This window comes from Flavobacterium sp. 38-13 (assembly GCF_001899155.1).
Lineage (GTDB): Bacteria > Bacteroidota > Bacteroidia > Flavobacteriales > Flavobacteriaceae > Flavobacterium > Flavobacterium lindanitolerans.
This window is the reverse complement of record NZ_MKVG01000007.1, coordinates 313,442-325,318: the sequence shown is the minus strand read 5'-3', so window position 1 is coordinate 325,318 and position 11,877 is coordinate 313,442. Positions and strand designations below refer to the sequence as shown.

Below are 11,877 nucleotides of genomic sequence, written 5' to 3'. Positions count from 1 at the left end.
TTCATAATGCTATATAAAAAACCGGGGTTCATTTTGTTCTCCGGTTTTTTTATTAGGCTAAGTGTCTTTTTTCAGGTTTTCGCTATCCCACGCATGGTCGTCAGGCCCCATTGGATTGAGCAGGTCGCTTTTGAAAAGCTGTTCCTGCATTTCTATTTCTTCCATAGCCGAAATCATAAAAGCCTTTTTGTCATGGCGTTTTTTGGCCAGCCTGAAAATTGCGTCTTCATCATATTTGATAAACCTTTGCCCTTGCCGCGTTGCGGAATAACGACGGTGTCCCAGATAAACCAAGGCATCTATGCCCAGGTGTACGGCACTATAAAGATTTTCGCGGTAAATATTTTTAATTCCCATATCAATAATTTCGAAAGCATCATTCCTGTTTCGGGCCCTTGCCAGAATTTTTAAATGCGGGAAATGTTTTTTAAGCATTTCAATTACGATGAGGTTTACGGTTGGGTTGTCAATGGCCGCAATAAAAAGTTTCGCATTTTCACAACCGGCAGCTTTGAGCAGTTCCAGTCGGGTAGCATCGCCATAATATACTTTAAAACCCATTTTTCGGAGTGAATCAACACGGTCTGAATCGAGGTCGAGAATAGTAGCCGGAATCTTATTGGTTTTTAAAAGACGACCTATTGTACTTCCAAAATTTCCAAAACCGGCAATAATCACCTTGTTATTTTCATTGATTTCATCATAGGTGTTGGAATCTTTTTCTTTTACGCCAAAATAGGGGTCAATTAATCTTTCATTTATCAGCAAAAGGAACGGTGTAGCAATCATACTGATGGCAATAATAGCCATAATCTGGTTGGCGAGCATATTCGGGATGATATTCAACTGCATGGAAAAGCTCATGATTACGAACCCAAATTCTCCTGCCTGACTCAAGCCAATCGAAAAGATAAAGTTCTGGTCGATTTTTTTATTGTATAGTTTTCCGATTCCTAAAAAGACAAAGAATTTTATCATAGTCAGTATAAACCCGAAAATCAGGATAAAAGCCGGATTGTCAATAATCAACCTGAAATTTATGGAAGCGCCAACGCCAATAAAAAACAATCCTAAAAACAATCCTTTAAAAGGAGCAATATCGCCTTCTAGTTCATGACGGAATTCAGAATTCGCCAAAACGACTCCCGCCATAAAAGCACCTAAAGCAGGGCTTAGCCCGACAATTTGCATCAGGTAGGAAACGCCCAATACAAGGAGTAAGGCCGAAGCAGTGAATAGTTCCTGCAGCCTGGTTTTAGCAATAATATGGAGCAAAGGCACAATAATATATTTTCCACCAAAATAAATGGTCGCAATAACTCCTGTTACGATTAAAGTCTGTAACCAGCCGTCCAGATTTGAAATCAGGGAATGATGCAGGTCTTCTTCAGGAATTATGTGGGAACTGGAAGCCAGTAAAGGAATGAGAGCAAGTATAGGAATAACAGCTATATCCTGAAAGAGCAAAACAGCAAAGGAAGAGCGTCCAACCGATGTCTGTAGCATTCCTTTTTCTTTAAGTGTCTGTAATACGATAGCGGTTGAAGACAGCGATAATGCGAGTGAAATAGTTAATGCCGTCTGCCAGCTCCAGTCAAAAATAATGGAAGAACAGGTAAAAAGTACCAAAGAGGTAAGACCCACCTGAAGCGATCCCATGCCTAAGATGAAGCGCCTCATTTTCCAGAATTTGTAGGGGTCTAATTCCAATCCGATTAAAAAAAGCATCATGACTACGCCAAATTCTGCAAAATGCATCAGGTCTTGTCCTTCAGAACCTATAAAGCCCATGACGAATGGACCAATAATTATTCCAGAAAACAGATAGCCCAGAATTGAACTCAATCCAATTTTTTTAGCTATTGGGACGCAGATTACGGCTGCTGCCAGATAGATTATTGCCTGAAGAAAAAAACTATTTTCCATGTCAAATGTTTTTAGATTGCATCCAATCGTTCATATAAGGAAACTCCTGTATCTTTCGAATATCAATTTCGTTATTTGTGAAATACATAAGCAGTTGCGCATAGGAGGCTGCTTTTTCGAGGCAGGTCTGTTCGTCCATTTTATGGGTGCCGTGAATTACAAATGGTGGTAAATATTCCATACGGCAAACTTTGGCCGTTTGGCTAAACGGCCGTAATAGTTCCGGTATTGTAAACAGATGTAATCCTTCTGCCGAATAGTTTTCCGCATTGGCACCTGTGGTTATGGCCTGGAAAATAACTTTGTCTTGTAATGCCAATCCATACTTTCCATAGGCCCAGCCATATTCCAAAACCATGTCAATCCATTGTTTTAATAAGGGCGGACAGCTATACCAATACATTGGGTGTTGCCAGATAATGATGTCGTGCTGTTTTAAGAGTTCCTGCTCGTGTTTTACATCAATATCAAATTCGGGATAGGTTTCGTATAAATCGTGAAAAGTGATGCTGTGTGAGTCGGGGATGTGTTCCGTCAGGATTTTGTTCGCAAAAGATTTTTCGAATAGAGGGTGAGCAAACAATATTAGAATTTTGTTCTTCGACATCGGATTTAGTTGACAGTTGGTAGTGGATAGTGTATAGTTGGGGTTGTATTTCAGTAATTTAAATGTCGTGAAAAAAAAGAAAATCAGCAAAAAAAAAATCCCGGGCAGTATTGTATGATTTTGCCCGGGACTTTTTATAGTGTTTGAATTTTGAAATTTTAGATTCCTAAGTAATTGCTTGGCGTAATTACCAGCAATTCTGCTTTCACGGCATCAGAAATATCCAGAGTTTTGATAAAATTATGGATGGATTCCTTATTCATTACTTCATTGGTTCTTGTAAGCCCTTTTAAGGCTTCGTACGGATTTGGATAGCCTTCTCTTCGTAAGATGGTCTGGATAGCCTCGGCAACAACAGCCCAGTTTTTCTCCAAATCTTCTTCAAATTTAGCAGCGTTCAGTAACAGTTTGTTTAGTCCTTTTAAGGTTGCTTCAAAACCGATAATCGTATGGCCCATAGGTACGCCTATGTTTCTCAGTACTGTGCTATCCGTAAGGTCTCTCTGTAATCTTGATAAGGGTAGTTTGGCAGAAAGATGTTCAAAAATGGCATTTGCAATTCCAAGGTTTCCTTCCGAGTTTTCAAAATCAATAGGATTTACTTTGTGTGGCATGGCAGAAGAACCTACTTCACCGGCTTTGATTTTTTGCTTGAAGTAATCCATCGATACATAAGTCCAGATGTCTCTGTCAAGGTCAATCAGGATAGTGTTGATTCGTTTCAATGCATCAAAAAAAGCAGCAAAATGGTCGTAATGCTCAATTTGCGTTGTTGGAAACGAATGCTGTAATCCTAACGTTCCTTCAACGAAATCTTTTCCAAACTGTTTCCAGTCAATTTGTCTGTAAGCCACATGATGGGCATTGAAATTTCCGGTTGCACCACCAAATTTGGCAGCAAAAGGAACATTAAAAAGAAGGCGCATCTGTTCTTCCAGCCTTTCTACAAACACAGCTATTTCTTTGCCTAATCGGGTAGGAGAGGCCGGTTGTCCGTGAGTTCTGGCCAGCATTGGCACATCTGCCCATTCGGTACTTAATTCTTTAAGTTTGGCAGTCAGCTCAATCAGCGATTTCAGATATACTTCCTGGAAAGCTTCTTTGGTCGATAACGGGATTGCCGTATTGTTAATGTCTTGAGAAGTCAATCCAAAATGGATAAACTCTTTATATTCGGATAGTCCGAGCTTGTCAAATGCTTCCTTTATAAAATATTCAACAGCCTTGACATCGTGGTTAGTCGTTTTTTCAATTTCCTTTATAGCTTTAGCATCATCAGCGCTAAAATTTTTGTAGATGTTTCTCAAACTGTCAAACAGCGATGCGTCTACAGTTTTTAGCTGTGGCAACGGAATCTGGCAAAGTGAAATGAAATATTCTATTTCAACAAGCACGCGATAGCGAATCAGTGCTTCTTCTGAAAAATAGTGTGATAAGGAATACGTTTTGCTTCTATATCGCCCGTCAATTGGAGATATAGCGTTTAGTTCAGTTAGAGTTGTCATTTTGTGTTGTTATTAAGCGCAAATATACTTTATCTGTCTGAAGTATAAAAGTCAAAAGAATGATATTAGGCAAGTCGAAGCAGCTTTTCTTTTAAGATTTTCATGCCTTCGGAAGCTGTTTTGGGAATAATCTCCAATTCGTTACTCAGGTTTGTAATTCGGGCGGGATTTAAATCGACATAATATAAAGGTGTTCCCGGCTTTGCAAAATCAACGAGTCCTGCTGCCGGATAAACCTGTAATGAAGTTCCTATTACGGCAAAAAAATCAGCTTCGTGTGTGATTCTTACAGCTTCGTCCAAAGCAGGTACTGCTTCGCCAAACCATACAATATGCGGGCGGAGCTGATGCCCGTTAGTGTCCAGATTGCCTAAAAACAAATCGTCTTGCCACTCTATAATATGACGGTGGTTTTGGGTACTGCGTGCTTTTAGCAATTCTCCGTGCAGGTGCAATACTTTCGTGCTTCCGGCTCTTTCATGTAAATCGTCTACATTTTGAGTAATGATATATACATCGAAGTGCTGCTCCAATTCTGCCAGGATTATATGTGCGGCATTTGGCAGGACTTCTTTAAGCTGTTGGCGCCTTTTGTTGTAGAAATCCAAAACCAGGACAGGATTTTTTTTCCAGCCTTCCGGAGATGCGACTTCCATAATGTCGTGGCCTTCCCATAATCCGTCTGAATCGCGAAAAGTTTTAATGCCGCTTTCAGCACTGATTCCGGCTCCGGTAAGTACTACAAGTTTCTTTTTCATATTGTTTGTGTTTCTGTAGTGAGGGGTTCTTTTTCCAATAGTAATTTCCCCCAATCGTTTAACTGCCATAAAACCAGAACCAGCTTTTCTCCCAATTCGGTTAAGGAATATTCTACACGAGGTGGCAGTTCATTAAAAGTTTCTTTGGTTAAGATACCGTCATTTTCCATTTCTTTTAATTGCTGGTTCAATACACGACGGTCTACCTTGGCAATGCCTCTGAGAAATTCGCTTGGACGTTTTTTACCTTCGTTCATTTGCCACACAATAGGGATTTTCCATTTTCCGGATATGGAATTTACAGCAATTTCTAACGGACAGATTTTATTTTCGGTTGCTCTTTCCTTTGCTTTCATAAAATTGACTTTTTGTTCACCAGGGGATAAAAATATGCGGTATTGCTTATCTGTTCCGGATTTAGGATTTTTACAAAAATAATCAAAGAAAGATTACACGGTGAATCATTTCTGAACAATATAAGTTATGGCAGAAATTAAAAGAAAAGGAGCCCGCTCCGCAAAAGATATTCCCGCAGCCATTTTGGAACAGTTGAACAGGGGCAGGATAGAAACTGTAAATCTTACGGAATGGCTGGCAGTCGACCAAAGAATACTACTTGAAAATTTGTTGGAAGAAAAAGGAAGGACCTCTTATCGGGCTCCTGTTTTAGAAACTATTGAGCAGTTAAAAAAACAAACGGTCAATACCATCAATGAAGCTATAGGGAAGGGACTTTATCGTGTGGCATCACAAGCAGGAGACTCTCGTTTTCTGGAGGAAATTGCCACGCATCCTTCTGATTTGGTTCGTTGTTGGACAACCTATTATATTGCATCTAATAAGAATCATAGTGTAGAGGAGGTATTAGAATTGATAAAGCCATTTGCGGCAGATAACCATTTTGGAGTAAGGGAGATTTCCTGGCTTTCGGTACGAAAATTAATTTCTGCGGATATTAGCGAAAGCATAAAAATCCTTTCAGAATGGACCAAAAGCAATGACGAAAATGTAAGGCGTTTTGCCAGTGAGGCAACCCGACCTCGCGGAGTCTGGTGCGAACATATTGATGCGCTCAAACAGCAACCGGAACTGGGACTGCCAATTTTGGAAGCCTTGCGTTCCGACAAGGCAAAATATGTACAGGACAGCGTTGGTAACTGGCTCAACGATGCCAGCAAATCACAGCCCAAATTTGTAATGGAACTCTGTGAAAGATGGCGCAAAGAATCTCCGTGCAGGGAAACAGATTATATCATTAAAAAAGCACTTCGTACAATCGAAAACAAAACTTAATAACTCAGAACCTTAGGGGCTTAGTATCTTAGAGACTAATTAAACTTTCCCCAGAGTATAAAGCTGTCCTAAAGTAGGCGATGGGCTTCCGCCAGCCGGTTCCAATGTAATCCCGAAAGCCTCGGCTTCTTCTGCCTTTTCAATGGCAAAGAAACGTTTTGTGTTGTCTTTGAAATTATCAAGAAGGCCAATGCTTGTTGGTGTTAGCGGATTGAGCTTTAATGCCCATACCTGATACACCATTCCTTCTGGCGGTTCAGGTAATCCGGACGCATCAATATGTACGGCTTTAGTGGTTTTGTTCCAATAAACTTTTGCGTAAGATAGTGGTGAAACTTCCTGTCCTTCCATTGCTACAGCAGTGTTGCTGTTGTCCCGAATGACGGATAAGGCAGCTTCGGTATTTTTGTTCTGTAAATTAAGGTCGGTTACAGATTGCTGCAATTTGCTTTTTTCTGTTTCTATAGTCTGGATTTTATCTTTTTTATCTTCTAATTGTACGTATTGGTATCCTACGCCAATCATAAGCAATATAGACGCTGCCCATCCCAAATACAAGGCAATGCCGGGTTTTGGTTTTTCTTCTGCTGCTATTCTGTGCTTGAGTATTAATGAGGCACGAATCTTTTCATAATTTTCTGATGAAAGAAAAGGAGCCATGCTCTCAGAGAAATTAATGATAGCTTTTTCGATGGAGATAATTTCATTGCGAATATCTTCATCATTTTTGGCCATTTCCGTGATTTCACTGAATTCCGGCTCATCCAGTTGTCCAAAGACATATAATTCTAAAATACCTGATGCTATGTATTCCTGTTTGTCCATTATACTTTTAAAAAGTTTCTTAAATCATTAATACAGTTTCTGTTTTGGGTTTTTATAGTTCCTAACGGAATCTGTAATTCTTCCGATGCTTCCTGCTGTGTATATCCTTTAAAAAATAACAGGTCGAGAATCTGGATGCATTTAGGCTTTAATTTTTTGACAAATTCCCTGATTCCGATGGTGTCAATTTTATGGTTCATTTTATTGCTTTCGTCAAGAAGATGTACGAAATTATCAGACGAGAGGTTTTTTTGCCTGTTGTTAAAGCCTTTGGAACGAAGCCTGTCAATGGAGGCGTTTCGCGAAATGTTAAGAATCCAGGTGTAAAATCTTCCTTTGGATTCGTCATAGCTTTCGATATTTTTCCATATTTTCACAAAAGTTTCCTGAAGTATATCTTCAGCTTCCTCATGGTCGCGTATCAGATTATAAATGACACTGAAAAGACTTTTAGAATACATATCATAGAGCAGTGTGAAGGCTCTCTCGTCTTTTTTATAAATTTGCTGTAGCAATTCTTCCTGAGACATGGCTAGATTTTAGGTAAGCCAATTTAAGGAAACTATTTTATAAAACCATTCATTAATGAAAGAAAAAGTCTGGGAACTTGATTATCTCTCTTATCTGGAAGGATTTCTTACGGAAAGCAGGAAAGAGAAGTTTTTAAAAATATTGGAACAACGCACCAATCATTTTACAATTGCATTGGAAGATGTTTATCAGCTTCATAATACGAGTGCGGTTATGCGAAGTTGTGAAGTATTTGGTATTCAGAATCTTCACGTAGTTGAAGAAAAATACGGTAAGAAGATTGACAAGGAAATTGCTATGGGAGCCCAAAAATGGGTTGATGTAAACCGATACAATTCCAATACAGAATGCCTAAAGACCTTGAAGGAAAAGGGCTACCAGATTATTGCCACCACGCCTCATAATGACTCCTGTTTATTGCATGAATTTGATATTACTAAGCGTTCTGCTTTGTTTTTTGGTACTGAAAGAGGAGGTCTCTCTGAAGAAGTAATGGAAGAAGCAGATGGTTTTTTGAAAATCCCGATGGTTGGTTTTACAGAAAGTCTGAACATTTCAGTTTCAGCCGCAATAGTAATACAAGACATTACAAGCCGATTACGTCAGTCTGATGTAGATTGGAAACTGACTGAAGATGAAATACTTTCAAGAAGACTGGCCTGGGCGAAAAATTCAATCCGCGATATCAAAAGAATAGAGCAGCGGTATATGGAAATGAATAATATTTCCGGATAGAAATAGGATTATTTCTTGCCTTTCAGGATTTTATACTCTTCGTAGCATTCATTAATCGCATCCATGATTTGCAAATCATTAGCCGTTTTGATAAATGCTTCGGAATAGTTACAGCGTTCCAGAATTTCAGCAATTTCATTAGGAGTAACACCTAATAAGGCACCTAGAGTCTCCCTGTCGAATTTGGAAGCCAGCAGGTTTTTCACGGCATCATCTTTTTTCATTTCTTTCAGCCTTTTGAGTTCTGTAGGCTTTTTCCCAAAGAAATTGTAAAGCATGTCTGCCGGGTTGAAGATAGAACCTACTACTTTCGAGAAAGCGCCCGGTGAGTATCTTCCCATTTCATAACCTTGTGACAGGCCTGAAATGCTGTATCTGAAATTTTCTTTTATTGGAATAATTTTATAATCGATTTCCAGATATCCGGTTAGGTTGTATTGGTTAATGACCACTTCTTCCAAAGCATAAGCCTTTTCGGTCATCTTAATTTTTGTGCTTTTGGTCTTGAACCAGTCGTTGGTTACTCTTACCTTGATAGATTTGTAACCCAGAGTTGAAATGTGAAGTGTATCGTTTACTTCGGCAACCAATTCAAAGTAACCGCTAGCATTTGTTGTTGTTCCTTTAACCTTGTTGAGGTTAATTACGCTAACATCTGCGAGGGGGAGCAAAGTATTGTCGTTTATTACTGTAGCCGAAATTTTTGTATCCTGTGCAAAAGCAAAAGAGGTTACGAAAAAGAAAAAGAAAACTGCAAAATATCTCATAGCCTTGTTAGAAGCGTTAAAAGTAATAAAACTCTTTAAGATATTTTGCAGTCTGTTTATAATTATAAGAAAATTAACTAAAAGGTTTAGTCTCTTCTAGTCCTTCTTGCTTTCGGAAATTCCGATCTGTTTTCAGAACGTCTTGGGAAGCGTTCAGAAAATCCACCTTCCCTTTTTGGTCGGTCTGAAGAAAAGCCTTCGCTTCTGCGTCCGGGTCTGTCTGATGATCCGCCTCTGTCGCTTCTGAATCCGCCTTCTCTTCTTGGAGCAGAATTTCTGTCGCTTCTGAATCCACCGCCACCGCCAGATCTGTTTCCTCTGCCGTTGTGGTCTCTTCTGGAGCTGTTTCTGCCACCTCCGTCATTTTTAGAGATTTCAACATTGATTCTTCTTCCGTCCATTTCGATTCCGTTCAATACATCCATAACTTTGTCTGCATGTTCAGCATCGGTGTTGAAGAAAGAGAAACCTTCTTTTACGTCTACTTTGAAAACGTCGTCGCGTCCTAATTCTAACGTTTCTTTCAGGAAGTCTTTTAATGACATCCAGTCGAAATTATCTCTGGAGCCAATGTTCACGAAATAACGTACTGCACCGCCTTCTCTTGAAGCACCTTCACCTGAAGGACGTCTTTCTCCGGCTGATTGTGCAGAAATGTCTCTGTTTTTCTTGTAGTAGTTGATGAAACGGTTAAATTCTACCGAAACCATTCTTTTGATAAGCTCTTCTTTTGTTAGGGCTTCAAAAACGTTGTTGATTGCCGGAAGATAATTGTCAATTTCATGGTCTACTTCTGTATCCTTGATTTTGTTAGCTAAGTGCAACAACTGGATTTCACAGATTTCGATTCCGGAAGGAATTGGTTTTTCTTCAAATTTCTGCTTGATGATTTTTTCAATAGCAGAAATTTTACGCAATTCGCTTTTAGTTACAATTACGATAGAAGTTCCTAGTTTTCCCGCACGTCCGGTTCTTCCGGAACGGTGGTTATAGGTTTCTACTTCATCCGGAAGTTGGTAGTTGATTACGTGAGTCACGTTGTCAACATCAATTCCACGTGCCGCAACGTCTGTCGCTACAAGCATCTGGATTTGTCTTCCACGGAATGATTTCATAACGCCATCACGCTGTGCCTGAGATAAATCTCCATGCAATGCAGCAGCACTGTATCCGTCTTCTATTAATTTTTCAGCAACTGCCTGTGTGTCTCGTTTCGTACGGCAAAACACCACAGAAAATATATCCGGATTAGCATCAGCCAATCTTTTCAATGCCTCGTAACGATCACGGGCATTTACCAAATAAAATTCGTGTGAAACTGTAGCGGAACCAGAGTTTTTGGTTCCAACAGTAATTTCTAATGGTTCGCTCATGAATTGTCTTGCAATTCTAGCTACTTCAGCCGGCATTGTAGCCGAGAATAACCATGTGTTTTTGTCGTCTGGTGAAGTTGAAAGGATGTTTACGATATCGTCATAAAATCCCATGTTCAACATTTCGTCTGCTTCGTCAAGTACGCAATAGCTGATTTGTGAAATGTTCACCAATCCTCTATTGATCATGTCCTGCATTCTTCCCGGGGTAGCTACAACAATTTGTGCTCCTCTCTTAATTTCCCTAGCCTGCTCTGTAATGCTGGCACCGCCGTAAATCGCAACTACATTAATACCTTTTTCGTACTTAGAGTAGTTTTTGATTTCATTTGTAATCTGCAAACAAAGTTCGCGTGTTGGTGATAAAACCAACGCCTGAGTATTTCTATTGTCGGCATCAATCTTTTGGATAAGCGGAAAACCAAACGCTGCTGTTTTCCCTGTCCCTGTCTGAGCCAACGCAACCATGTCTGTGTCTTGTGCCAATAATAGGGGAATCGCTTTTTCCTGCACCTCTGTCGGATTTTCAAATCCTAGATCTAAAATCGCCCTCTGCAGCGACTCACTCAATCCTAATTGTTCAAATTTGTTCATATATTTATTTAAAATAGGGTGCAAAGGTACGTTTAATATATCATTAAAACTAATGCAAAAATGAAGTTTATTTTTTTATGAATAATTGAAAATCAGAAAGTTATTTTTTTAGATGCTCTATAAGTTGTCTTACGGCTTGCGCACGATGGCTTACAGCACCCTTTTCTTCGAGTGAAAGTTGCGCAAAAGTGTAGGAAAAACCATCAGGAAGAAATACCGGGTCATAACCAAAACCATTCGTTCCTCGTCGTTCTGTGATGATAGTTCCAAATATTTTTCCGGTAAATAACGTCTGCTGATCCTTTAGGTTTAATGCAATAACGGTTTTAAAATTGGCTTTTCTATCGGTTTTATTCTCCAGTTCCAGTAACAGTTTGTCAATATTTTTCTCGTCATTTTTCTGTTCGCCGGCATAACGGGCAGAGTAGACGCCGGGAGCGCCATCCAAAGTGTTGACTTCCAGTCCTGAATCATCAGCAAAGCAGTCGTAACCGTAGTTTTTGGTAACATAATCTGCTTTTAGGATAGCATTGCCCTCAATTGTGTCAGCGGTTTCAGGAATATCTTCATAACATCCAATATCTTCCAGGCTCAATATCTGTATGTCATCAGGAAGCAGGTTTTGTATTTCTTTAATTTTGTTTTTGTTGTTGGATGCGAAAACGAGCTTCATGATTTAGGGTCTGTGATTTAAGATTTAAGATTTGTGATTTATGAATGCAAATGTACTTCAATAGAAAGTTTTGGGAACTATATTTAAGATTTGTGATTTAAGATTTATGAATGCAGATGCGTCTTAAAATTTATTTTTGATTTGAGATTTATGATTTATGAGTATTATGAAATGTGTTTGAATCCCAAATCTTAATATCTGAAATCCATAAATGCGTTAGATATATTTTTGATTTACGAACATCATGAAGTGGACTTCAATCCCAAATCTAAAATCTTATATCTGAAATC

Annotated in this window: 12 protein-coding genes; 2 read left to right on the top strand and 10 right to left on the bottom strand. The window is 39.2% G+C overall.

The window, feature by feature from the left end; translation table 11 throughout:
* Nucleotides 1-57 precede the first annotated feature (57 nt).
* From BGO88_RS04395 to BGO88_RS04375, 5 genes are all read right to left on the bottom strand, one after another.
* Nucleotides 58-1,926 carry a monovalent cation:proton antiporter-2 (CPA2) family protein gene (locus BGO88_RS04395; RefSeq protein WP_286706078.1) on the bottom strand — a complete coding sequence of 623 codons (1,869 nt, stop codon included), beginning with the start codon at nt 1,924-1,926 and terminating at the stop codon, nt 58-60.
* A 1-nt stretch (nt 1,927) separates the two neighbouring features.
* On the bottom strand, nt 1,928-2,533 hold the full coding sequence (locus BGO88_RS04390) for an NAD(P)H-dependent oxidoreductase (protein ID WP_286706077.1): 606 nt from the start codon (nt 2,531-2,533) through the stop codon (nt 1,928-1,930).
* Nucleotides 2,534-2,691: 158 nt separating this feature from the next.
* Nucleotides 2,692-4,038 carry an adenylosuccinate lyase gene (gene purB / locus BGO88_RS04385; RefSeq protein WP_101471754.1) on the bottom strand — a complete coding sequence of 449 codons (1,347 nt, stop codon included), beginning with the start codon at nt 4,036-4,038 and terminating at the stop codon, nt 2,692-2,694.
* Nucleotides 4,039-4,103: 65 nt separating this feature from the next.
* Entirely contained in the window at nt 4,104-4,796 is a 693-nt protein-coding gene (locus BGO88_RS04380; protein ID WP_286706076.1) for an SIR2 family NAD-dependent protein deacylase, read from the bottom strand.
* Nucleotides 4,793-5,152, bottom strand: a complete 360-nt coding sequence (locus BGO88_RS04375; protein WP_286706075.1) for a winged helix-turn-helix transcriptional regulator — start codon at nt 5,150-5,152, stop codon at nt 4,793-4,795. The genes BGO88_RS04380 and BGO88_RS04375 overlap by 4 nt, the downstream gene beginning before the upstream one ends.
* A gap of 127 nt (nt 5,153-5,279) precedes the next feature.
* Here BGO88_RS04375 and BGO88_RS04370 point away from each other — a divergent pair, with 127 nt between their 5' ends.
* Complete coding sequence (locus BGO88_RS04370) at nt 5,280-6,089, top strand: DNA alkylation repair protein (RefSeq protein WP_286706074.1); 810 nt, start codon at nt 5,280-5,282, stop codon at nt 6,087-6,089.
* Between the two features lie 39 nt (nt 6,090-6,128).
* Here the strand turns inward: BGO88_RS04370 and BGO88_RS04365 are convergent, their stop codons facing one another.
* Nucleotides 6,129-6,914, bottom strand: a complete 786-nt coding sequence (locus tag BGO88_RS04365) for an anti-sigma factor (RefSeq protein WP_286706073.1) — start codon at nt 6,912-6,914, stop codon at nt 6,129-6,131.
* Nucleotides 6,914-7,444: an RNA polymerase sigma factor gene (locus BGO88_RS04360; RefSeq protein WP_286706072.1), complete on the bottom strand. Its 531-nt coding sequence runs from the start codon at nt 7,442-7,444 to the stop codon at nt 6,914-6,916. The genes BGO88_RS04365 and BGO88_RS04360 overlap by 1 nt, the downstream gene beginning before the upstream one ends.
* Before the next feature lie 55 nt (nt 7,445-7,499).
* Here BGO88_RS04360 and BGO88_RS04355 point away from each other — a divergent pair, with 55 nt between their 5' ends.
* Nucleotides 7,500-8,180, top strand: coding sequence for a TrmH family RNA methyltransferase (locus tag BGO88_RS04355; RefSeq protein WP_286706071.1), 681 nt, complete (start codon nt 7,500-7,502; stop codon nt 8,178-8,180).
* 8 nt (nt 8,181-8,188) lie between these two features.
* Here BGO88_RS04355 and BGO88_RS04350 read toward each other — a convergent pair whose 3' ends face one another.
* From BGO88_RS04350 to BGO88_RS04340, 3 genes are all read right to left on the bottom strand, one after another.
* On the bottom strand, nt 8,189-8,947 hold the full coding sequence (locus BGO88_RS04350) for a carboxypeptidase-like regulatory domain-containing protein (RefSeq protein WP_056070554.1): 759 nt from the start codon (nt 8,945-8,947) through the stop codon (nt 8,189-8,191).
* A gap of 86 nt (nt 8,948-9,033) precedes the next feature.
* Nucleotides 9,034-10,914: a DEAD/DEAH box helicase gene (locus BGO88_RS04345; protein WP_286706070.1), complete on the bottom strand. Its 1,881-nt coding sequence runs from the start codon at nt 10,912-10,914 to the stop codon at nt 9,034-9,036.
* A gap of 100 nt (nt 10,915-11,014) precedes the next feature.
* Entirely contained in the window at nt 11,015-11,587 is a 573-nt protein-coding gene (locus BGO88_RS04340) for a non-canonical purine NTP diphosphatase (protein ID WP_286706069.1), read from the bottom strand.
* Nucleotides 11,588-11,877: the final 290 nt, after the last annotated feature.

What these genes read in the sequence shown, in the direction of transcription:
- BGO88_RS04395 (WP_286706078.1), bottom strand. Translation starts at nt 1,926, where the DNA reads ATGGAAAATAGTTTTTTTCTTCAGGCAATAATCTATCTGGCAGCAGCC.
- BGO88_RS04390 (WP_286706077.1), bottom strand. Translation starts at nt 2,533, where the DNA reads ATGTCGAAGAACAAAATTCTAATATTGTTTGCTCACCCTCTATTCGAA.
- purB (WP_101471754.1), bottom strand. Translation starts at nt 4,038, where the DNA reads ATGACAACTCTAACTGAACTAAACGCTATATCTCCAATTGACGGGCGA.
- BGO88_RS04380 (WP_286706076.1), bottom strand. Translation starts at nt 4,796, where the DNA reads ATGAAAAAGAAACTTGTAGTACTTACCGGAGCCGGAATCAGTGCTGAA.
- BGO88_RS04375 (WP_286706075.1), bottom strand. Translation starts at nt 5,152, where the DNA reads ATGAAAGCAAAGGAAAGAGCAACCGAAAATAAAATCTGTCCGTTAGAA.
- BGO88_RS04370 (WP_286706074.1), top strand. Translation starts at nt 5,280, where the DNA reads ATGGCAGAAATTAAAAGAAAAGGAGCCCGCTCCGCAAAAGATATTCCC.
- BGO88_RS04365 (WP_286706073.1), bottom strand. Translation starts at nt 6,914, where the DNA reads ATGGACAAACAGGAATACATAGCATCAGGTATTTTAGAATTATATGTC.
- BGO88_RS04360 (WP_286706072.1), bottom strand. Translation starts at nt 7,444, where the DNA reads ATGTCTCAGGAAGAATTGCTACAGCAAATTTATAAAAAAGACGAGAGA.
- BGO88_RS04355 (WP_286706071.1), top strand. Translation starts at nt 7,500, where the DNA reads ATGAAAGAAAAAGTCTGGGAACTTGATTATCTCTCTTATCTGGAAGGA.
- BGO88_RS04350 (WP_056070554.1), bottom strand. Translation starts at nt 8,947, where the DNA reads ATGAGATATTTTGCAGTTTTCTTTTTCTTTTTCGTAACCTCTTTTGCT.
- BGO88_RS04345 (WP_286706070.1), bottom strand. Translation starts at nt 10,914, where the DNA reads ATGAACAAATTTGAACAATTAGGATTGAGTGAGTCGCTGCAGAGGGCG.
- BGO88_RS04340 (WP_286706069.1), bottom strand. Translation starts at nt 11,587, where the DNA reads ATGAAGCTCGTTTTCGCATCCAACAACAAAAACAAAATTAAAGAAATA.